The organism is Mycobacterium sp. NGS29 (assembly GCF_059812965.1).
In genome coordinates, this window is sequence record NZ_JCALDR010000007.1 from 101,777 (window position 1) to 122,796 (window position 21,020).

The 21,020-nt window shown below is 63.7% G+C and carries 24 protein-coding genes; 6 read left to right on the top strand and 18 right to left on the bottom strand.

Annotation, left to right across the window (positions count from 1 at the left end; genetic code table 11):
- Nucleotides 1–36: 36 nt before the first annotated feature.
- Together AC5Y5Z_RS12285 and AC5Y5Z_RS12290 are read right to left on the bottom strand one after the other, a co-directional pair.
- Nucleotides 37–1,110, bottom strand: a complete 1,074-nt coding sequence (locus tag AC5Y5Z_RS12285) for an NAD(P)H-dependent amine dehydrogenase family protein (protein WP_463827690.1) — start codon at nt 1,108–1,110, stop codon at nt 37–39.
- Nucleotides 1,107–2,168: a Rieske 2Fe-2S domain-containing protein gene (locus AC5Y5Z_RS12290; RefSeq protein WP_463827691.1), complete on the bottom strand. Its 1,062-nt coding sequence runs from the start codon at nt 2,166–2,168 to the stop codon at nt 1,107–1,109. Before AC5Y5Z_RS12290 ends, AC5Y5Z_RS12285 begins: the two co-directional genes overlap by 4 nt.
- A 93-nt stretch (nt 2,169–2,261) precedes the next feature.
- Between AC5Y5Z_RS12290 and AC5Y5Z_RS12295 the strand changes: the two genes are divergently transcribed.
- Genes AC5Y5Z_RS12295 through AC5Y5Z_RS12310 form a run of 4 tightly spaced genes read left to right on the top strand, consistent with a single transcriptional unit; the run spans nt 2,262 to nt 5,345 of the window.
- Nucleotides 2,262–2,891 carry a TetR/AcrR family transcriptional regulator gene (locus AC5Y5Z_RS12295; RefSeq protein WP_499925344.1) on the top strand — a complete coding sequence of 210 codons (630 nt, stop codon included), beginning with the start codon at nt 2,262–2,264 and terminating at the stop codon, nt 2,889–2,891.
- A 55-nt stretch (nt 2,892–2,946) separates the two neighbouring features.
- A complete protein-coding gene (locus AC5Y5Z_RS12300; RefSeq protein WP_499925345.1) occupies nt 2,947–3,936 on the top strand; it encodes a tocopherol cyclase family protein in 990 nt (329 codons plus the stop codon).
- Nucleotides 3,937–3,988: 52 nt separating this feature from the next.
- Nucleotides 3,989–4,918, top strand: a complete 930-nt coding sequence (locus AC5Y5Z_RS12305) for a DUF808 domain-containing protein (RefSeq protein WP_499925346.1) — start codon at nt 3,989–3,991, stop codon at nt 4,916–4,918.
- Nucleotides 4,919–4,928: 10 nt separating this feature from the next.
- Nucleotides 4,929–5,345 (top strand): VOC family protein, encoded by a 417-nt coding sequence (locus tag AC5Y5Z_RS12310; RefSeq protein WP_463827694.1) that lies wholly within the window; start codon nt 4,929–4,931, stop codon nt 5,343–5,345.
- A gap of 4 nt (nt 5,346–5,349) precedes the next feature.
- Here AC5Y5Z_RS12310 and AC5Y5Z_RS12315 read toward each other — a convergent pair whose 3' ends face one another.
- Both AC5Y5Z_RS12315 and AC5Y5Z_RS12320 read right to left on the bottom strand, forming a co-directional pair.
- Nucleotides 5,350–5,793 (bottom strand): GAF domain-containing protein, encoded by a 444-nt coding sequence (locus tag AC5Y5Z_RS12315; protein WP_499925348.1) that lies wholly within the window; start codon nt 5,791–5,793, stop codon nt 5,350–5,352.
- A 50-nt stretch (nt 5,794–5,843) separates the two neighbouring features.
- A complete protein-coding gene (locus tag AC5Y5Z_RS12320; RefSeq protein ID WP_473139077.1) occupies nt 5,844–6,800 on the bottom strand; it encodes an LLM class F420-dependent oxidoreductase in 957 nt (318 codons plus the stop codon).
- A gap of 145 nt (nt 6,801–6,945) precedes the next feature.
- On the opposite strand from AC5Y5Z_RS12320, the gene AC5Y5Z_RS12325 reads away from it, so the two are divergent.
- The gene (locus tag AC5Y5Z_RS12325) at nt 6,946–8,760 is read left to right on the top strand and encodes a glycoside hydrolase family 15 protein (protein ID WP_463827697.1); all 1,815 of its coding nucleotides are present in this window, start codon (nt 6,946–6,948) and stop codon (nt 8,758–8,760) included.
- A gap of 12 nt (nt 8,761–8,772) precedes the next feature.
- On the opposite strand, the gene AC5Y5Z_RS12330 is transcribed toward AC5Y5Z_RS12325, so the two are convergent.
- The 14 genes from AC5Y5Z_RS12330 to AC5Y5Z_RS12395 form a co-directional block, all read right to left on the bottom strand.
- Nucleotides 8,773–10,227: a protein adenylyltransferase SelO gene (locus AC5Y5Z_RS12330; protein ID WP_499925349.1), complete on the bottom strand. Its 1,455-nt coding sequence runs from the start codon at nt 10,225–10,227 to the stop codon at nt 8,773–8,775.
- Between the two features lie 70 nt (nt 10,228–10,297).
- Entirely contained in the window at nt 10,298–10,864 is a 567-nt protein-coding gene (locus AC5Y5Z_RS12335; protein WP_499925350.1) for a hemerythrin domain-containing protein, read from the bottom strand.
- Between the two features lie 85 nt (nt 10,865–10,949).
- Nucleotides 10,950–11,714 carry an LLM class F420-dependent oxidoreductase gene (locus tag AC5Y5Z_RS12340; RefSeq protein WP_499925352.1) on the bottom strand — a complete coding sequence of 255 codons (765 nt, stop codon included), beginning with the start codon at nt 11,712–11,714 and terminating at the stop codon, nt 10,950–10,952.
- Nucleotides 11,714–12,058, bottom strand: coding sequence for a hypothetical protein (locus AC5Y5Z_RS12345; protein ID WP_499925353.1), 345 nt, complete (start codon nt 12,056–12,058; stop codon nt 11,714–11,716). Before AC5Y5Z_RS12345 ends, AC5Y5Z_RS12340 begins: the two co-directional genes overlap by 1 nt.
- The gene (locus AC5Y5Z_RS12350) at nt 12,058–13,107 is read right to left on the bottom strand and encodes an NAD(P)H-dependent amine dehydrogenase family protein (RefSeq protein ID WP_499925355.1); all 1,050 of its coding nucleotides are present in this window, start codon (nt 13,105–13,107) and stop codon (nt 12,058–12,060) included. Before AC5Y5Z_RS12350 ends, AC5Y5Z_RS12345 begins: the two co-directional genes overlap by 1 nt.
- On the bottom strand, nt 13,104–14,180 hold the full coding sequence (locus tag AC5Y5Z_RS12355) for an NAD(P)H-dependent amine dehydrogenase family protein (RefSeq protein WP_499925356.1): 1,077 nt from the start codon (nt 14,178–14,180) through the stop codon (nt 13,104–13,106). Before AC5Y5Z_RS12355 ends, AC5Y5Z_RS12350 begins: the two co-directional genes overlap by 4 nt.
- Nucleotides 14,177–14,596 (bottom strand): hypothetical protein, encoded by a 420-nt coding sequence (locus AC5Y5Z_RS12360; protein ID WP_473139071.1) that lies wholly within the window; start codon nt 14,594–14,596, stop codon nt 14,177–14,179. Before AC5Y5Z_RS12360 ends, AC5Y5Z_RS12355 begins: the two co-directional genes overlap by 4 nt.
- A 19-nt stretch (nt 14,597–14,615) precedes the next feature.
- On the bottom strand, nt 14,616–15,221 hold the full coding sequence (locus AC5Y5Z_RS12365; RefSeq protein WP_463827795.1) for a hypothetical protein: 606 nt from the start codon (nt 15,219–15,221) through the stop codon (nt 14,616–14,618).
- An 86-nt stretch (nt 15,222–15,307) separates the two neighbouring features.
- Nucleotides 15,308–15,439, bottom strand: coding sequence for a hypothetical protein (locus AC5Y5Z_RS12370; RefSeq protein ID WP_463827705.1), 132 nt, complete (start codon nt 15,437–15,439; stop codon nt 15,308–15,310).
- Between the two features lie 14 nt (nt 15,440–15,453).
- Complete coding sequence (locus tag AC5Y5Z_RS12375; protein WP_463827706.1) at nt 15,454–16,251, bottom strand: CbbQ/NirQ/NorQ/GpvN family protein; 798 nt, start codon at nt 16,249–16,251, stop codon at nt 15,454–15,456.
- Nucleotides 16,252–16,274: 23 nt separating this feature from the next.
- Nucleotides 16,275–17,777, bottom strand: coding sequence for a nitric oxide reductase activation protein NorD (locus AC5Y5Z_RS12380; RefSeq protein ID WP_499925465.1), 1,503 nt, complete (start codon nt 17,775–17,777; stop codon nt 16,275–16,277).
- A 150-nt stretch (nt 17,778–17,927) separates the two neighbouring features.
- Nucleotides 17,928–18,536 carry a TetR family transcriptional regulator gene (locus AC5Y5Z_RS12385; protein WP_473139069.1) on the bottom strand — a complete coding sequence of 203 codons (609 nt, stop codon included), beginning with the start codon at nt 18,534–18,536 and terminating at the stop codon, nt 17,928–17,930.
- A 144-nt stretch (nt 18,537–18,680) separates the two neighbouring features.
- Nucleotides 18,681–19,328 carry a hypothetical protein gene (locus tag AC5Y5Z_RS12390; RefSeq protein WP_473139271.1) on the bottom strand — a complete coding sequence of 216 codons (648 nt, stop codon included), beginning with the start codon at nt 19,326–19,328 and terminating at the stop codon, nt 18,681–18,683.
- A 146-nt stretch (nt 19,329–19,474) separates the two neighbouring features.
- Nucleotides 19,475–20,077 carry a TetR family transcriptional regulator gene (locus AC5Y5Z_RS12395; protein WP_473139068.1) on the bottom strand — a complete coding sequence of 201 codons (603 nt, stop codon included), beginning with the start codon at nt 20,075–20,077 and terminating at the stop codon, nt 19,475–19,477.
- A 149-nt stretch (nt 20,078–20,226) separates the two neighbouring features.
- On the opposite strand from AC5Y5Z_RS12395, the gene AC5Y5Z_RS12400 reads away from it, so the two are divergent.
- Nucleotides 20,227–21,015, top strand: coding sequence for an SDR family NAD(P)-dependent oxidoreductase (locus tag AC5Y5Z_RS12400; RefSeq protein ID WP_499925360.1), 789 nt, complete (start codon nt 20,227–20,229; stop codon nt 21,013–21,015).
- Nucleotides 21,016–21,020 lie beyond the last annotated feature (5 nt).

Here is a 21,020-nt window from a genome sequence, read left to right on the forward strand (position 1 = left end):
GCCCCACCCGACGACGCGATAGCGCAACGTGTTTCGCTAGATCTTGAAGCGGCCGGCGAATGCCCGAAGCGGCAGGTCGGCGCTGGTGACAAGACCCGGGGGAGCGGCGACCACCGACTTGATGGAATTCAGTGCCGGCAGTCCGGTGACCGTCATGCCGATGGAGGCGAAGTTGTCGGGGTTGGACAGGTCGATGCCGGGCTTGGGGAAAATCATGTGCTTGTTATAGATGCACGGGTCGCCCTTGATCTGAGTGATGTAGCAGCCCTTGATGTCCCAGCTGGGATCGGTGTGCGGGGTCATCTGCCACTCCAGGTGCGTCTCCACCCTCGGGATGCCATCCACCATGCCCTGATATTTGATGTAGTTGCCGCCCAGCGAACCCTTCGGCAACGTGTACCAGCCGAGGTCGACGTCCTTGGTGCAGGCGCCGAGCTCGTAGCTGAACTTCACCTCGTCGAGTTCGATGTCGAAGCAGTCGGCCATCATCAGCACGCTGTCGGCGAACACTCGGGTGTACTTTTCCAACTTCGACGGAATCGACGGATCATCCACCGGCAGGCCATAACCGACCTCAATCCAGGTGTCCTTGGAGTGGTGGCAGGACACGTCGACGGATTCGATGGTGGTCACGTTCTCGATTTCCGCGACGTCGGCCGAACACACCACGCCCAGGATCTGGTTGACCCCTGGGTTCATCCCGGTGCCGTAGAACGTCGTGCCGCCTTTGTCACAGGCTTCGGCGAGCAACTGGGTGACGGGCTTTCCGGACGGGTGCGGGTGGTTGCGGTCGCGGTGCCAGCCGGTGATCCAGTCGGCGGTGGTGACGATATTGATCCCAGCTTCAAGGACTTTGACGTAGAGGTCCTCGTCGGGGAACACACCGTGGAAGGTCAGCACGTCGGGCTTGGCGGCGATGATCTCGTCGACGCTGCCGGTCGCGGTGACGCCGTTGGCCGGCAGTCCGACGAGTTCGCCGACGTCCTTACCGATCTTGTCGGAGGAATAGCAGTGCACGCCAACCAGTTCCAGGTCGGGCTGAGTGGCGATGCGCTTGATCATCTCGCTTCCGACATTGCCGGTTGCCACTTGAAAGACTTTGATGCTCACAGCCGCACCTCTCGAGAATCGGGTTTCGCCCGCGCGGTCGACCGGGCCAGCTCGCTGGCACTGCCGCCCCGGCCATCGGGATAGAACTGGGTGGCCCACTTGCGAATTGCGGTGAACCCCTCGTACTCCGCCGTTGCGAGCGCCGGCGGATCGGAATAGCGTTGGTGCGCCCAGATGTGCACGTCCTGGGTGAATTGCCGGATGACTTCCTCGCCGAACCCGAGCGCTTTGCGCTCCGCACGTTCGGCCGCCAGACCTTCACGACCGGGAACCCGTCCGATATAGACCATGAACCGGACGTCGGAGGTGCGCTCGTCGACCGGCGTGACGGCCGAGATGGTGCGGTTGTCGATCATTCCCCAACTCTTGGTGACCGCGATGCCCAGTCCGCCGTTGATGGCTTCCACGCCGCTCTTGACGTCGTCGATGCTCTGCTGGTCGTCACCTTCGAAGGTGATGGTGAAGTCGACGTAGGACACCGGGTCGTCGAAGTCGTGCCGGGTGAAGATCGGCACGATGGGTGTGTTGTGCACAAACTTGAAGTGCGCGAAGTCGACGCCGTTCTCGAGCACGTATTGCGGATGCAGTTCTAGGTCTTGGCGGAACAGCCGTTGCTGCGGGTAGTAGTCGTCGGGATCGCTGCCGTCGGCGAAGCTGGCGAAGACGTCGGGCGCATCGAAATACGGTGCGCGGCCTTCGATGTCGTGCCAGATGTAGACGGACTCATTCCGTTCGACTACGGGATATGTCTGGATCCGACGGCCCCGGTTGGGGCGGTCCTGATACGGGATGCAGACGTTGCGGCCTTCGTGGCTCCACTGCCAACCGTGAAAAGGGCACTGCAGCACTTCGCCCACGACTTTCCCGCCGTAACCCAGATGAGCGCCGAGGTGTTCGCAGTAGGCGTTCATCACGGTGAGCCCGCCCGAGTCGGCGCGCCAGGCGATCAGCTCCTGACCGAAATACTTCATCGTGTGGACATCGCCGACGCCGATCTCGTCTGACCACGCAACCTGAAACCATCCGGTTGGTTTCATCGACAATGGCGGCTTGGCCATGCTCGCGGTCCTCTCGATCCGATGGTCGAATACTCTATGGAAGATTCATAAAGCAGTCAACGAAACCAAGAGGCCCGGGTTAGGATGCGCCTCATGGCGGTGGCGGACAGTGCGGGTCGCCGATCCAACAAGCGTGGCCTGGCCACCCGCGAGGCCATGTTGCACGCCGCGGTCACCGCTCTGGCGTCCGGCGATCCGGGAGCGGTTTCGGCCAATCGCATCGCCAAACAAATCGGCGTGACCTGGGGCACCGTGCAGTATCAATTCGGCGACGCGGACGGGTTCTGGGCCGCCGTGCTGCACCACACCGCGCAACGCCGCGCCAACCTGTTCGCCAACCCCGACACCGGAGCGTCGTTGCAGGCGCGGGTAACGGAGATCATCGACACGCTGTACGACGGACTGACCGCACCCGACTCCCGGGCAATCGAGAACCTGCGTGCGGCGCTGCCGCGGGAACCCGCCGAGCTTGATCGGCTCTATCCGCGCACCGCAGCCGAACTGCGCTCGTGGGGTCAGAGCTGGCACGCCGTCTGCCAAAACGCCTTCGCCGATCTGCAGGTCGACGCGCAGCGGGTGCGGGAGATTGCAACCATGATCCCCGGCGCGATGCGGGGCCTTGCGTCGGAACGACAGCTCGGCAGCTACGCCGATCTCGACGAAGCGCGCCGCGGACTCACCAACGCCATCGTCGCGTATCTGGGCCAGTCCGCGCGAGTGTGAGCAATCCGGCTAGGGGGGCCGGTTCATCCCGGTAGACGGTGGGTACGAAACATGGATGGACGTCGTCGAATCTGTCTTGAACACCGGCCGTCAGTTCGTATCGCTCTATCGACGCACCGGCGCCGACGTGCCTTTCGGGGATCCGCTGCCCTCGCACGGCACTGAGATGGAGGGCTGGTTCTGGCGGATCTCCGAGCCGGACACCGGCCGGGTGGTGGTCGCGCTGTGCAGCGAGAATCGGCATCCCGAAGGCGAATGGTCGACGGCGGCGATCGCGCTGCACCCAGGTGGGGTGGTGCGCTCGGCCGCGATCGACGGGGTGCGCGCCGACCGGACCGAGTTCTCGGTCAAGGCCGAGAGCGGTGAGGATGTGATCGACGCGAGCCGCGAACGGCTCCGGATGGTCATCGGCGACAGCGAAGTCGACTTGAAATTCGACGACGAATTCCGCTGGCCCAAGCCGTTCGGCGGCGGTGGGGTGTTCTCGTCCGTCCCGTTCCTGAACCAGTATTGGCATCCCTACCGGCTGGGCGGCAAAGCGTCGGGAACTGTGACAAGCGGCGACGAGCAGTGGACCTTTACCAACGCCACGCTGTACTGCGAACGCAACTGGGGAGCGGGATTCCCGTTGCGCTGGTGGTGGGGTCAGGCCCACGACTTCGGCGACGCCGACGTGTGCGTGGCATTCTCCGGTGGCCTGCTGGAGTTGGGCCCGTTCAGGCGAGATGTCACCGGAGTCGTTGTGCGACTTGGCAATCGGGTGCTGCGTATCACCCCACCGGCGCTGGTGTCCTACACCGGCAATGACCTGCGTTGGCAGATCGAGGCGCGGACTCCGCGGTTCCACATCGAGCTGGACGGCCGTGGCGTCGGCGACGGCCCGCACGTGCTGCCGGTGCCGCTGCCCGGCGAACGCCGCAATATCGACACCGACTACGAGTACCTGGCCGGCACCCTGCGCCTCACCGTCCGGGAGTGGGGCCGGACCATTTTCGACGGGACCTCGGAACTGGCTGGTCTGGAGATCGGCAGCCGACCTGCCTGATGAGCCACGCGAGGTTCACGCGAGTACTCTTGCGCGCCATGGAGCAGACGCGATGAGTGCAGGTCTGTTCGCCCTTCTGGATGACGTGGCCATGTTCGCCAAGCTCACCGCGGCATCGCTCGACGACATCAGCGGAGCCGCCGGACGCGCGACGGCAAAAGCTGCCGGCGTCGTCATCGACGACACGGCGGTGACGCCCCAGTACGTCGAGGGAATCTCGGCCGAGCGGGAACTGCCGATCATCAAGCGCATCGCGCTGGGGTCGCTGCGCAACAAACTGTTGTTCATCCTGCCCGGTGCGCTGCTGCTCAGTCAGTTCGCGCCGTGGTTGCTCAGCCCGATCCTGATGCTCGGTGCGACGTACCTGTGTTTCGAAGGCGCCGAAAAGGTTTGGAGCAGTCTGCACGGTCACCACGGCGAAGCCGAGCTGCCGGAGAGCGAGGCTCACATGGTGGCCGGTGCGATCCGGACCGACTTCATCCTGTCGGCGGAGATCATGGTGATCGCACTCAACGAAGTGGCTGAACTCGCATTCCTGCCGCGGTTCATCATCCTGGTCATCGTCGCCTTCGTCATTACGGTCGCCGTCTACGGGGTCGTCGCGGGCATCGTGAAGATGGACGACGTCGGCCTACGGCTCGCTGCGACGTCGTCCCGAGCGGGCAGGGCGTTGGGTCGCGGCCTGGTCGCCGGGATGCCCAGACTGCTCTCGGCACTCTCCGTCGTCGGGACTGCGGCGATGCTCTGGGTGGGCGGCCACATCCTGTTGGTGCACAGCAGTCACCTCGGCTGGCAGACCCCGTACAGTCTGGTGCACCGCGCGGAGGAAGGCATACATCACGCGGTCGACTCGGTGGGCGGTGTGCTGGCTTGGTTGTTCAATACCGCAGCCTCGGCGGTGATCGGTGCGGTGGTGGGCGGGCTGGTGGTTGCCGTGGTGCACCTGCTGCGCCGGGTTCGGCGCTCGGAATCGAAAGCGTAAGGGGTGGCCGGTGTTACTCGACGGGATCAATCACATCGCGCTGATCTCCGGCGACATCGACCGGTTGCGCGATTTCTACACCGGCGTGTTCGAAGCGGAGGTCGGGCCCACCGAGCCGCACGGTGAAAAGGGCGATGAGACCATGACGATGATCCGCATCGGCCCGCACACCGAACTCAATGTGGTCACCATCGAGGGCAATCGGGAGCCAGACCGGCAGACGCCGATGTGGGGTCGCGGACGGCTCGACCACTTCGGCTTGCAGGCGGCCACGCCGGAAAGTTTCGAGGTGATCCGGCAGCGGCTTGTCGAGCGCGGCGCCAGTGATGGTGCAGTCAACGACTTCGGTGCCGTGCGCAGTCTTTTCTTTCGTGACCCCGACGGGCTCGAAGGCGAAGTCTTGGTCGCAAAGAATGCTGACCGATAACGTCTCAATTGGTTTCGCGGTCCCAAATGCGCTGTGTCGCAATCCCTACCGATGGATCGTGGGTCTGCTGAAAATTCCGCCCGCCACGGCGGAAGGTCTCCGCCACCGCGGTAGGCACATCGTGCTCCAACACGGGTTCGGCTGACCAGTCGCACGGCCGCACATGCACCAGATCGACCTCGGTGGCCCCGTCGTCGGCGTCGAAGAAATATGCCCCGCGGATTCTTCCCAGCCAATACAGGCCGTCGGTGTCGCGGGTCCACACGAACGAACCGTCCGGCACCTCGGCAAACCGCGCGACGCGGCGGTCCAGACGTTCGCCCTCGCCGGAGTCGTGCACCTGTTGACCGAAGCCACACACGCCCAAGCGGCGAGCCCGCTCGAGAGTCGCTTGCGGGTCGATCTCGTCGCTGCGGGAGCGCATCGGCGCTCGGTATACGGCGGTCATGTCGACCATCTTGCTCGTTGGCAATGGCGGGTCCGGTAGCCCGGCGGCGTTTACTTCCGGAGTTGGGGCAAGACGTCGCGCTCCCACGCCGAGAAGAAGCCCGCCATGTCCGGCCCGATCTGTTGCACGTAGACCTCGTCGATCCCGGCCTCGAAGTACTCGCGGACCTGCTGGGCGTGTTTGTCGGGGTCGGGCCCGCAGGCGACGCTCTCCGCGACCTGGTCGGGCGGTACGAGTGACATGAGATCGGCGAAATCCCTGGGCCTCGGCAGGATTTGGGCAGCCTGACCCGGTAACGCCTCGTTGGCCCATAGTCGGTGGGCCGTCTTCAGGGCGTTGTCGGCATCTTTGTCCCAGCTGACCTTGGTCCCGGCTTGCACCGGCTTGTCTCCACCCCCGGCCTTGCGGAACGTGTCAACCAGTTCCGCCGAAGGCATCGCCAGGACGTACCCGTCGCCTACCCGGCCGGCGAACTTGGCCGCCTGCGGACCGAACCCGGAGACGTAGATGGGCACCGGCTTGTCCGGGAGAGTGTAAATGCGAGCTTCCTGCACCTCGTAGTGCTTGCCGTGGTGGCTGATCTCGTCGCCCTTGTGCAGCAACCGGATGACGTCGATGGCCTCCTCGAGCATCTCCAGGCGCTGCCCGACCGACGGCCAGCGATCGCCCAGCACATGCTCGTTGAGGGCCTCCCCGCTGCCGACACCCAGGACGAAGCGGCCGTCCAGTTGCACCGCGGCCGTCGCGGCGGCCTGGGCGACGATGGCCGGGTGGATGCGGATCGTAGGACAGGTCACCGCGGTGCTGACCGGCAGCGACGTCACCTGCGACAAGGCTCCGATGACGCCCCAGACGAACGGGCTCTGTCCCTGCTCGTCATTCCAGGGGTGGAAATGATCTGAAATCCACAGTGCGTCGAACCCGGCAGCTTCCGCCCGCTTGGCCTGGTCGATCAGCTCTGCCGGTCCGAATTGTTCGCAGGACAAGAAATATCCGATGGTAGGCATGAGGGGCGGTTACCCGCTGAAGCGCCACCTAGTCACTCTGCGGTGGGGGTGGGGCGTACTCGCACATCTACGCCCCAGGCGCAGAGTCAGCGGCTGGGCCCAGCCCACAGGTGTTTATCGGCGGTGGATCGGGGAACGCGATGGCGTGCCGCCACCGGAGCTCGATCCCCGTACTTCGACGCCGACCGAATCCCCATACCGCGACAAGGGTTTCGTGCCGCTGCGCAGTTATGCGCCGCTGGGCGACGGGCGGACCGTGGCGTTGGTCGCCGAAGACGGTGCCATCGACTGGTTTCCGATACCGAACCTGGATTCGGTGCCCGTCTTCGCGGCGGTGCTCGATGCTGCCAACGGTGGGCGCCTGGAGTTGGCACCGGCAATACCGTTCACCGCGCAGCGCCGATATGTCCCGCACACCAATGTGCTGGAAACCACTTTCGTCACCGACTCCGGACGGGTTCGCGTCACCGACGCACTCAACGTCGGACTCGACGGACGGTTGCCGTGGACCGAGTTGGTGCGTCGAATCGAGGGACTGGACGGCGAGGTGCCGATGCGCTGGCGCGTCGCACCCGGCACTTGTTTCAACACCGCGTCACCGTGGGCGAGACAGACTCCGCATGGAATTGTGTTGCGCCTCAAGGACTTGAACTTCGGGGTGTCCATCTCCGAGGGCATGAACGTGGAGCTGACCGATCAGGCGGTATCCGGCACATTCAGTGCGGACCCGTCGTCCCGGCGGGTCATCGGCCTGGTAGCGACCGATGGCGAGCCGCTGATGTTGTCGCCGGTGGACGATATCGATCGGGGATTGGACCGCACCGTCGAGCAGTGGCGCAAATGGTCGGGTGAGTTCGAATGCGCCGGCGCGTGGAGCGAAGCCGTGCACCGCAGTCTGCTGTTCCTGAAACTGCTGATCTTCAGTCCAACCGGAGCCGTGGCAGCCGCGGCGACTACCTCACTGCCGGAACGGCTTTCAGGCGGTAAGAACTGGGACTACCGCTACGCGTGGGTCCGCGATGCCGCCTACACGCTGAGCGCCTTGCGCCGGCTCGGCATCCGGGAGGAAACGCACGCCGCGATCAGCTGGCTGTTGCGCACGGTTCGTCAGCACGGTGCCGGCACCGGGGTGTGCTACCGGCTGGACGGTTCGGAGGTCGAACCGGTGATCAGCCACGAGGTACCCGGGTGGCGGGGGATCGGACCGGTGTTGACCGGCAACCGCGCGCACGGGCAGCTGCAGTTGAGCATCTACGCCGACTTATTCGACACGGTGCGCCTGTACGTCGACTCCGGTCACGCGCTGGACACCGCGACCGGCCACCTACTGGCGGACTTTGCCGACCAGGCCTGCGACGCCTGGCGCACCCGCGACGCCGGGATGTGGGAGCTGGAACAGCTCGAGCATTACACCACCTCCAAACTGGGTTGTTGGCACGCGTTGCGGTGCGCGGTCGGGCTTGCCGAGTTGGGACAGATTCCCGGCGATCCCGATCGCTGGGCCGGTGAGGCCGAACGGATTCGGGCCTGGGTAGAACGCGAATGCTGGTCCGACGAGTTGAACAGCTACGAATGGTATCCGGGCAGTGGCAAACTGGACGCTTCGATCTTGTTGCACGCCGGCAGCGGTTATGACCGAGGCCCGCGGATGACGGCGACCATTGACGCACTGCGACGCGATCTGGGTTGCGGTCCGCTGCTGTACCGCTACAGCGGGGCACGCCGGGACGAGCAGGAAGGTGCATTCGTCGCGTGTTCGTTCTGGGCAGTGTCGGCACTGCACTACGTCGGTCGCGACACCGAAGCGCGCGAATTGATGGACCAATTGGTCGAATTGACCAACGATGTCGGCGTGCTGGCCGAGATGATCGACTCAGACGACAACTCTTTCCTGGGAAACCTTCCCCAAGGTCTCAGCCACTTGGCGTTGATCGGTGCGGCACTGGATCTCCAGTCCTGAAGGTGCGGAGAGTCAGGTGCCGCAGAAGGTGCGGTAGACGCCGAAGTCCGTGGGGGCCGGGGCTGCATAGCGCTCCAGACCCGGTCGTTCGGTATAGGGGGAGCTGATGGCATCGAGTAGTCGGTTCAACGGTTCGAGGTCGCCCGCCGTCGCCGCGGTGAGTGCTTCTTCGACCAGGTGATTGCGCGGGATATAGATCGGGTTGACGCGCTGCATCATGTCGACGTCCGGCCCCTGCTGGCGCCAACGTGACGCCCAGGCATCGAACTGGGCCGGGTCCACGAACATGCCACGCGCCGGTTCGGCGTCGCCGGCCGCCGCAGCGCCGAGGTTGCGGAAGAAAGAGGTGAAGTCCGCGTGACTCTCCTGCAACATGGGCAGCAGTTCATCGATGAGCGGCTCGGTCGGTTCGGCACCGGCAGGCAGACCCAGCTTGGCGCGTAACCCCGCGAGCCAGGCGCTGTGGTATTGGTGAAACCCGTCAAAAGCTTCCTCTATCAACGGGATTGCGTCGTTGACGTCGTCGGCGATCAATGGCAGCAGGGTCTCGGCGAAGCGGGCGAGGTTCCACGCCGCGATGGTCGGCTGGTTGCCGTAGGCATAGCGTCCCCAGGCGTCGATCGAACTGAACACAGTGTCCGGATCGTAGGCCTCCATGAAGGCACATGGCCCGTAGTCGATGGTCTCGCCCGAGATCGTCATGTTGTCGGTGTTCATCACGCCGTGGATGAAGCCGACCAGCATCCACCGGGCCACCAGCGACGCCTGGGCCGCCACCACACCCTCGAACAACGCGAGGTAGGGCTGTTCCGCGAGGGCGGCTTCAGGATGGTGACGGGCAATGGCGTGATCGGCCAGACGGCGAAGCAGACCGATATCTCCTGTCGCAGAAGCGTATTGGAAGCTGCCCACGCGCAGGTGGCTACTTGCCACCCGGACCAGCAAGGCGCCGGGCAGCAGCGTCTCGCGCGTCACGGCGGTCCCGGTCGCCAGCACCGCCAGCGATCGGGTGGTGGATATCCCCAGCGCGTGCATCGCCTCGCTGATCACGTATTCACGCAACATCGGCCCTACCGCCGCCAAGCCGTCACCGCCCCGGGCGAACGGAGTGCGGCCGGATCCCTTCAGGTGGATGTCGCGCAACCGCCCGTCGGCGTCGGCTATCTCGCCCAACAACAACGCGCGGCCGTCACCCAGCCGCGGCACATAGCCGCCGAATTGATGTCCCGCATATGCCTGGGCGACCGGGGTGGCGCCGTCTGGAACCAGGTTGCCCACCAGGAAACGCAGACCGTCGGAGCTACGGAGCCACTGAGCGTCCAGACCGAGTTCGACCGCCAGCGGTTCGTTGAAGACGAGCAATCGAGGCTCGGCCGCAACCTGAGCCCGCCAGGGGACCGCCATCTCGGGCAGGTCGCGGAGAAAGCGGTTACCAAGTGTGATGGTCGTGCCCGGTGCAACGCTCACTTGATCCAGCCTACGGACCGGGGTCAACCGTCTCGGCCATGGCGTGCTGTAGCCAAACCCATGTACGCCCCTAACTTGTCGCCTGGTGCATCAGATCCCGTGCCCGGTCCAACATCGACGCGAACGGTCCGACGACGAAATTCAACTTCGCTGATTCCACGCCGGCGTGTGGCCGGGTCGGTGCGATAGCCTCGGCGACCTTGACGGCGGTACCCATCCGTTTCAGCTCGTCGGTGTCGAGGTCGCGCTGCAACTTCGCGAACTCCTCGATCTCTTCATGTTCAGCGTGTGCCAGCACGGCGTCGCGCAGCTTCGTGAGCTCAGCGATGAACGCATCGGAGGTGATGTCCAGGCTTTCGATCTTGGAAAGCTGTTCCTTCGCATCGTGCTCTTCCTGCAGGAGCCCGTCCACCATTGCGTCGCCGGCTTCCAGATCGCGGCGGGCCCGCGGATGCACCAGCATCTCCTCGGCCGTTTCGTGCACGGCGAGCAGCTGGCGAAGCTGGATGAACGGCTTCTCCCGCGCCTCAGGATCTGATGCGAGCAGCACCTGGTCGAACATATCTTCGATCAGGTCGTGCTGTGCTTTGAGGTAGGCAACAACTTCTTCCGGAGTTTCAACAATCATTTCGGCCACGCTGATACACCTCCATGGGTGGAGTTTGCGAATGCGGGCGGGGGGCTGTGCGCCGCTAAAGGCGGCATACCCGAGCTGTTGAACGCTAAAACGCCTGACGACCCCCGGCCAGCCGCTGCACCTCACGCAGGTCGAAGGGGGCACGAAGGCCGAGGATCAGGTGATCGGCCCCAGCCTCGACCAGGGATCGCATCAGACCCGGTTCCGCGCGCTCGATCCACGCGGTGCGCTCAATCTGGTGCGGGTCGCGGCCAACTTCGCCACACCACCGGTCGATGACCTGGTTCTTTCGTCGGATGGTCGCCGGATCGCCGTAACCGTTCCACATGTCGGCGTACTGAGCGACCAGACGCAAGGTGCGCTGCTCACCATTGCCGCCGATCAGCAGCGGCAGCCGACCGATCGGAGCAGGCCGAAGCAGCCCGATGCGGTTGCGAATGCGGGGCAGCGCCGCGGCAAGAACGTCGAGGCGCTCGGCTGGAGTCCGGACGGGGTAGCCGTATTCGGTCTCGTCGCGCTCCATCCATCCCGAGCCGATGCCCAGCACCGCTCGCCCACCGGAGAGATGGTCGAGCGTGCAGGCCATATGTGCCAGCAGGTCGGGGTTGCGGTAGCAGGATCCGGTCACCAACATGCCGATCTGGGAAACGTTGGCTGTGGTGACGGCCATGGCCGCCAGAATCTGCCAGCCCTCGAAGTGCGGTTCGTCGGGCGAGCCGTACAGCGGAGGGAAGAAATGGTCCCAGGTCCACAGGCTGTCGACGCCCAGGTCGTCGACCCCTTGCCAACCGGCACGCAGCGCGGCCATGGTCGTGTTCTGCGGGTGAATCTGAACGCCGATCTTCACCATCACCGGTCCGGTAGATCGAATTCGAGTTGCAGTCGCGCGGGTCCGCTCATGCCGAGAAATGGCCGCCACGAGGGGGTTTCGGAACACCTCGGATTCGGCAGCCGGTCAGAGCCATGATCGGCCAGGAACTGACTCACCGAAGTCGCAACCTCGGCGTCGGATTCGGGGCTGGGGCTGATCAGTTCGATGCCCCGATCCCAGTCCAGCAGGACCCGAAGCCCCAGATGCTCCAGATCGATGTCGTTCAAGGTGAACCCAAGTTCGGTGAATAGCTTTCCCACTGCATCTTGCCGCTCCCGTGCCACCGCGAACACGACATGGTGCAACCGTGGCGGGTCGGTCATTAGCGGACCAGACCCCGCGGCTGAATCAAACCGAGATCGTAGTGAGTGAGCCAGCCCGGTGCGGCGTCACAGACGTCGGGAATGGCATTGATAGCGCCCATCGCAGTCCAGTTGTAGCCGGGATGTGAGGTGGTCCCGTCCGGGGATTCGAGCCCTTCCAGGGTCAGGACACTTGCTGGATCGCCCTCGATCACGATGCGGTAGCGGGTTTTTCCCCAGTCCCAGGCTGGCTCGATGCTGGTCGGACCGCTGGTGAGGTAGATGGCGTGGAAAGCGATGAACGGCTGTCCGCCGACCTGTGCCGTCCAGGTGTGATGCTGCGCGGCCACCGTTCCGCTGGCGATGGCGCCGAGTTCGTGCGGGATGTCCTCGGTGGCGGTGGCGACGGCCAGATCTGCGGTGATGTCGTCTATTTCGACGCCCAGCCCATCGGCGATCATGTACATCGATTGGGCGAAGAACGGCAGACCCATGCCCAGAATGGTTGGGGTGGAGAGAAATTCATCCTGGGGCTTACCGAAACCCAACCAGTCGATGTGGTCCAGTGGTGCGTCGGTGAGCACGTTGACGACCTCGTACACTTCGATCTTGTCGATCCTGCTGGCGACGCGGGCGAGGGTGAGCGGCAGTAGGTCTCCGGCGTAGCCGGGGTGGATGCCACCGCCGTGAAAGCTCGTGCCACCGTCACGGCAGGCGGCCTCGATCTTATTCGCTTCCTCCCGAAAGTACTTGGACGGATGAAAGAAACCGCTCGTGGTGACAACGTTCTTGCCCGATCGCAACAGCCGGCAAACGGTGTCGACATCCATGATGATCGGTGTATAGAACACGCAGTCCGCCTCGGTCGCCATGACGGACTCGACGTCGTCGGTCGCGACGATGCCCGTCGGTCCGATGCCGATGATGTCCCCGGCATCCTTGCCGACCTTCTCCGGTGTGTGCACCAACACGGCGACCAGGTCGAAGACCGGATTGTCGGCGAAGTGCCGCAGTCCGACTTGTCCGACATCCCCGGTCATCCATTGGATGACGCGATACTTCTCCGTCATTGTGCGCGCGTCCTTCCGTTGCGTGCCAGGACTCCCCGCGGTAACAGCAGGGGCAGGTCGGTGTAGGTGGCGATGCCGGGTGGCGCGCAGACGACGGCGGGTATCGCGGTGATGGGCGGCATGGCTGTGATGGTGAGACCGAGCATGATGTAGTCGTCGATCGACTCCCCGTGGAAGTCCGGGGGCGGCTCGAAACTCAGTGTGGTCTTGATCGTGGGCCGGCCTTCCACCGTTACGGTATAACCGAAGTTCGTCGACCAACGCGGTTCGAGGGATTGCCCTTTGGTCCACACGGCGCGGGCCTCGACTACCTCGCGGCCTTCGGCGATGCCCCGCCACCGCAGATTGATGCCTGCGACGCAACCTTTTTCGATCGTCCAGTCTCCGGGCAGCAGCAGATCCTCGGTGGTTTGGGCATATTCGACGTCGCATCTCATTTCGTCGAGATCGACTCCCAGGGCATCGGCGATCAGCAACAGGGCCTCGCGGAAGATGCCCGACCCTTTCTCGGTGAGAGCAGGCAGGTCCGGCTGATCAATCGGACGACCGAAGCCCATCGGAATCTCGGTGGCCGGAGAGTTGTAAATCGTCGTGTCGAACGATTCGACGATGCAGATGCGATCCACCCGGTCGGACAGTCCGGCGGTGACGATCGCCAGGAGTTGGATGAACCCGGGATTGATGCCGCTGCCGAAAATGGTTGAGTCGCCTTGCATGCAGGCATCGACGATGCGGTCCCGGGCAGGGCCGAGTTGGTGTCCGGTAATGAATTCCGACGTGGTGACGACGTTGATTCCAGCCCGCAGTATGCGGATCACTTCGTCCACGTCGGCGAACATCGGGTTGTAGACCACGCAGTCGGGTTTGAGGCCGAGCAGCGCGTCGACGTCGTCGGTGGCCTGCACTCCCAGTGGTTCGATCCCGCACAGTCCGCCGACATCACGGCCGACTTTGTCCGGCGACCACGCGTAGCAGCCCACCAGTTCCAACAACGAGTTCTCGGCGATCGCGTGGACCGACTTCCTGCCCACATTGCCGGTGGTCCATTGGACGACGCGCAGCCTCCTGGTCACTTGGCGCCGGCGTGCTGGCGCGCGATGCGTTCATCATGGATGCGCACCAGTTCACGAAAGCCCAGACGGTGGTACTTCGGCGTGGGCTGGATACCCCAGACGTCCCGGGCGGTGTCCTTGCCTTCGGCGCCTTCCGGCGGACCCAACGGTGGGTAGGGGTATTTGCATTCCAGGGCGTCGTCGGAGTAGCGGACTTTGAGCAACTCGCTGCAGATTTCAGTGAGGCTCAGCGTGGGATACCCGTAGTAGACGGCCATGAACGGCAACGTGAATGCGCCCTCGAGCACCAGGGCCACCAGGCACACCAGCACCGCCCGCTTGATCCACTTGTGCATGCGCGCGTAGTAGGGCGTGGTGCCCGGCGGCAGGTCTTCGGCCGGTTCTTTGTCATCTGTGACAGTCGATTTCGTCGTCATGGGGATGCTCCTTCATGCCCTAGTCGGAGAAGATTTCGCGATTGACGGTGTGTAGGTAGGGGATGGCGAGGAACGGCGTGATGTAGAAAATGTCGTAGAGCCACCAGCCGATCACCGGGAAAACCACACCGGCATAACGCACGTCGGCGTACATGGTCATGTTGAAGACGTAGGCACACCAGATGACGGTGCCCATCCAGCATGTGACCACCATCCACTGATGGCCCCACCGTTTCATCTGCAGGAATCCGATAGCCGCGGCGACCCGCATGGAGAACACGGTCAGGATCAGACCGGCTACGTACGCTTTCTCACCCGGCCCCGATGCGCCGCCCACCCAGGATTCGTTGTAGTGCCAGAAGTAACCGGCGTCGAACATGTTGCCCCAGCCGATCATCAGCACCCTGTTGATCAGGGTGTGGTTGGCGACGAGGTCCAGTGCCCATCCCAGGCTGTTCAGCATTCCGTCGATCAGCACCAGGTAGCCGATCAGCGTGACGATCATGGGGCGAACCGACAGCCCGGCACGTAAAGCCTGACGCTGCAGCCACACCCCACGCATGAAGATGGGGAATCCGATCAGGCCCGGGGCCCAGCATCCCATCAACCCGGCACCGACGATCATCCATTTGTCGGCTCGGCGCTGGGCTTGTCGTGATTCGTCGTCATGCTCAGAGAGGTTGACCGAGTCGCCCGGAGAGACGACGGCGGTCACAGGTCCCACCAGCCACGGGCGAAGGACATGTACAGCTGAATGCTGAACATGATCAGCAGGTATCCGTAGATGAAGATCTGAAAGACGATGAGTGCCCGCTTGCGTTTGCGCTCTTGTTGATCCACCATTTCGTCCGCCTTTCCTAGAAAGTCCCTGAGGGTTCGGTGTTCAAGGTCGCTGCTGCGACTTCGCGCAGACCGTCGTTGATGGCACCGTCGGTACTGAGCGGTGCGAGTATGCAGGCTTCGGCCGCGCTGATCTCGGTGGCTCCGGCCGCGATCAGCTTCGCGGCCGTGACCAACACCCGGGTAGAGGGCGGCTCGAAGTGGAATACGGCGTCCGCAGAGCGAATAGCGTTGGCGCAGGAGACAAGTCGGTGCGCCGTCGCGATCTCTACGTCCGATTCCGCCACAATCACCTCGGCCTCCTGCACGGCGGGCAGATATGTCATCGGCAGGGTCGCGAATCGCTGACGGAAGGACGGCTTCAACTCTTTCAACGAACTGCGGTAGGCGGGATTGTAGGAGCAGACCAGCATGAACGAGTCGGGCGCCCGGACGACTTCGTCGGCGCGATCCAGATAGAGAGCGCGACGGTGATCGGTCAGGGAGTGCAGAATCGCCAGTGAGTCGTGTCGGGCCTCGACCACCTCGTCGAGGTAGCAGATGGCGCCGGCCTTGACTGCTCTGGTCAGCGGGCCGTCTTTCCAGATCACATCTCCACCGGTGACCATGAAGCGGCCGACCAGGTCCGAACTGGTGAGGTCGTCATGGCAGCTGATGGTGACGACAGGTTGCCGGAGCAGAGCGCCCATGTGTTCGACGAAGCGGGTCTTGCCGCATCCGGTGGGCCCGGTCAGCATCACCGGAACGTGTTCGCGGTAAGCCTGTTCGAACAACTCCACCTCGTTGCCGCTGGCGATGTAGGTGTCGGTGGTCATTTCTCCCCTCAGGTCTGCGCCGGTCACGCGGAGACAAGCTCTCGGTGGACGTGCGCGAGTACTCGCGGCAGTTCTTCGACACGTTTGATCCGTCGCGACCGGCGGGATCCGAACACCTCGGGTAGCGGATCGACCCGCGTTGGGCCGACGCCCACGTAGTACACCGAGACGCCGGCGTCGTTGGCCTCCTCGACCGCATGCGCCACGTCGGCCCACGCGTAACGGCCTTCGTATCCTTCGTCAGAGATCAGTCCGTCGCCGATCACGATGAGCAGACGGCGTTCAGCCGGTTGGGTCAACAGCCGCGAGGTCAAGTGTCGAATCGGCGCGCCGAGCCGGGTGTAACCACCGGTCATCAGCCCGAGCTTGCCCGGCGCTATGAAGTGGCCGTCCTGAAAGTCTTTGAGACAGCGCACTTCGACGCGGTGCCGGGTGTTTCCGGTGAACACAAAAATGCCATGGCGTTCACGAGCGAGTGTCATCGCGCGGGACAGCGCATCGGCGCATTCGAGTTCCAAGCGGAAAATGCGGCCGCCGTGCACGCCCAGTGAGGAACTACCGTCGAGCAACAGCGCGGTGGCGACGTCGCGGCTGTGCGGCAACAGTTCCCGGAAAATCCTTGGTTCGCTTGCCGTCTGGGTCAACATGTCAATGTAGTGCCGCACGTATTGCTCGACGTCGAGATCGGATCCGTCCTCGAGCCGGTTGGTCATCGCGCGATGCGTGTGCTCCTCGAACCACTTTCGAAGGTTTTCTGCGACCGGGGCCGGGTGACCGGCCTGCGGGTGGGAGGGAAACTCCAGCACTGCAACATGATTCGCCAGGAAGGTCTTTGTCCAGGCGTTCCACTCCGGATACGGGATACCTTGCCGGCGTTCGGGACTGGTGTCGAGGTCGTTATCCTCTGGTCGGCTGGGCGGTGGCAGGTTGGGGTTGCGAACGCCACCATCGCCGCCCACCGGCACCGAATATGGGCGCGGATGACGCTGTTGGGTGCTGGTCCACGGCATCCTGCCGAGTCGCTTGATTGCGCTGGCTAATCCGCCGGCGCTGAGTTGGGTGCGCGACAGCATGCCGAGCAATGGGTGCTCGACGATCGGCTGTCTACCGCGCGCAATGTCGATCGCTTGGTCGAACATGGTCGCGGCATCCAGGTCCGGATCGCGAATCGGAATGTCGGACAACGCTCTTTTTAGCTCAGGCATCAGTCCGGGCCAGTGCGCAGCGATCCAGCCCATCGCGACACCTGCTTCGACGAAAGCCAGGGCGCGGTGTTCGCGGGGCGACAGGTCGGACAACCGGTAGTGGGCGAGGCGTTCTTTGGACGGCGAGCATTGCAACGCGACACCACACGTCAGGGTGCGGCGGGTCCAGTCGTCGCCGACGCCCGGGTAGGGAACGTGCACGAGGTCCAACGCGGGGCTCAAACCGAAGCTGCGGCCGGCACCTGTGAGTAGGCGGGCACCGTCGCGGCGCTGTCCACTGAGCGCCACTGCCGTCAGTGCACAACTGCGCTCGATCGCCATCGCCGATGAATCGGCCGTCCCGGCCACGCGATCAGAACGTTCCGATGTTGGAAAACATCCAGTACCAGAACCAGATGATCAATCCGGTTCCGCCCCAGGCGGCGACGTACCGCAGCAACTCCCAAACCATATCCATACGAATCTCCCTGGTTATTGTCGAGGCTCGAGACTTCGGACTGCCGTCGCGACCAGCTCGGCCAGCATGGTGTCGCGACGGGTCCCGGCGGACGTGGTGCTCAATGCGCCGTAGACGCCGAGCAGGAAGAACACCGCGCTGTAGAACGGATCGACCGCGGCGTGTATCTCGCCGCGGTCACGTGCCTGCTGAATCTGCTTGACCAGCAACACGATCACCGGGTGATCGGTCCATTCCTCGTCGCGCTTGGGCCGCGTGGACGAGAAGTGTATGCCCAGGAAGTCCCGGAAAAGTGGACCGCCCAAACGTTGTTCGAGGTCGACGACCAGGTGCGCCGCCTCGGTCAGCACGGCGGTCAGGTCGGGCGACGTGCCGAGGAACCGGGTGAGTTCAGCGGCGAGCCGCGCCTCTTCGCGGCTTTCCAATTCGAGTAAGACATGCTCTTTGGTGGGGAAGTGGAAGAAGAAGGTGCCGTGCGCGACACCGGCAGCACTGGTGATCACGCCGACCTCGGCAGCGGCCATTCCGCAGCGCTGAAACTCGGCAAGTGCCGCACCGAGCAGGCGCTGCCGGGTCTGCAGTCGCTGCGTTTCGCGCACCGAGGTTCTGACCTGTGCCGTCATGGTGTGTTCTGTTGTAGACCCTTTACTGACTGAAGTCAACGGCGCCGTTCCGGCTCGGCAGCGTTTTCGATGATGAATTGACCTGAATGCATGAGTGATTCAGCACTTAGCCGAACGTGATGTTGCATGACCTCGGTCATCGAGCTAGTCCGAGAAGATCTCGCGGTTGACGGTGTGCAGGTAGGGGATCGCGAGGAACGGGGTGATGTAGAAGATGTCATAGAGCCACCAGCCGACGACCGGGAATATCACACCGCCGAAGCGCACGTCGGCGTACATGGTCATGTTGAACACGTAGCCGATCCAGATGACCGCACCCATCCAGCAGGTGACCACCATCCACTGGTGTCCCCATCGTTTCATCTGCAGGAAGCCGATGCCCGCGGCGATTCGCATGGTGAACACGGTGAAGATCAGGCCGACTTCCCAGCCTTTCTCCCCGGGACCTGCCGCGCCGCCGATCCAGAGTTCGTTGAAATGCCAGAAGTAGCCAGCATCGAACATATTGCCCCAGCCCACCAGCAACACTCGCCCGAGCAGGGTGTGGTTGCCCACCATGTCCAGCGCCCAGCCCACGGTGTTGATGGCGGCATCAATGATGACCAGATAGCCGAGCAGCGTGACGAGCATCGGCCGCACCGACAACCCCGCCCGCTGCGCGCGTCGCAGCAACCAGACTCCGCGCAGGAACAGTGGGAGGCCGAAGACGCCGAGCGCGGCGGTGCCGATCAACAGCGAGCCCGAAATCAGCCACTTGTCGGCCTGTCGCTGCGCGAGTCGGGATTCCTCCATGTGCTCGTCGAAGGCTAATCCGTCCCCGGCGCCGGGGGCCGGCGCGCTGCTCCAGCGGCGAAAGTTCAGCGTCGGCAGATTCAATGTGGCCTCCCTCAACCTCGCCTGTTGTAACGCAGAAACTGACTGAGGTCAACCACGTGGACTCAGCGAGCCGCCATGCTCTGCATCGTTCTGGCCACGTAATCGGCGAGCATGGCATCGCGGGTGGGCCAGGTGTTGGTCGTGATGAGCAGTGCGTACAAACCGAGCAGGAAGAACACTGCACTGTTTATCGGGATGACGTCGGCGGCAACGCTGCCGTTCCGCTGCGCCCGCTCGATCTCGCCGGCCACCGCCATGATCACCGGATGATCTCTGCCGTCCTCGACCGGTGGGCGGGTCTGTGAGAAATGCAGCGCGAGAAAGTCTTTGAACAGACCATCGCCCAGTCGGCGTTCGAGGCCGGCGACCAGTCGAACCGCCTCACCGAGAGCACCGGCAAGATCGTGTTCGGTGACCAGGAATCGGGCGAGCTGGCTCGCGATGCGTTGTTCTTCGCGGCGTTCCAATTCGAGCAGCACGTGTTCTTTGGTGGGGAAGTGGAAAAAGAATGTGCCGTGTGCAACTCCGGCGGCCGCCACGATCGCGGCGACGTCAGCTTCGGCCATCCCGGAACGCTTGAACTCCGCAACCGCAGCACCCAGCAATCGCTCCCGGGTCTGCAGTCGTTTGGTCTCGCGAGCCGAGATCTTGTTGCCTGCCGTCATGTTTCCTCCGCCGAATTCGACTGCAAACAGTATCGCGGCGGCGCTGGTCGGGCCAGTGACACTGCACCCTGCACCGGAGCGGATCGTTGACTTAAGTCAGTTTCAGTCGTTAGATGATGTCGGCGTCAAGTCGGGGCAGAGGAGCTCAGGTGGCTTTGGAGCAGTTCGATTTGGCAGGGCAGGTCGCGATCGTGACAGGCGCCGGCAAAGGTGTGGGTCAGGGCATCGCCCGGGTGCTGGCCGAGGCCGGTGCGACGGTGGTCGGCACCGCGCGGACGGAAGCGGACATCCTGGCAACGATCAACGGCATCGAGGAGGCAGGCGGTCAGGGACTGGCTGTGGTTGCCGACGCGATGAGCCGTCCCGATGGTGAACGCGTGGTCTCGACGGCCATGGAGCGCTTCGGCCGCATTGATATCTTGATCAACAATGTCGGGGGAGCCACCTACGCGAGGTTTCTCGATATCACCGACGACGATTTCAGGCTCGCGTTCGACTGGTGCGTCACGTCTACGTTCATCATGAGTCAGTTGGTGGCTAGGCACATGATCGACGCCGGTCGCGGTTCGATCGTCAATATCTCCTCAGGCTCAGCGCGTTTCGGCATCCGCGCGCTGGCTGCCTACTGTACGGCCAAGGGGGCGCTCGAAGCGCTGACCCGGGCGATGGCCCAGGAGCTGGCCCCCAAGGTCCGGGTCAACGCCATCGCGCTCGGATCATTCGCCACCGATGGGCTCCAAAGCAGTCTCGACCTGATGCCGGGTTCGCTGGAGAAGATGCAGGAGGCGACGCCTCTGCACCGCCTTGGCAACGTCGAGGATCTGGGTCGGCTGTGTGTTTACCTGAGCACATCCGACTGTTATGCCACCAACGCGATATTCCACGTCGACGGCGGAATCGATTCCAACAATTCGCCGCTACCCATCCCCGACTACTGAGGCGG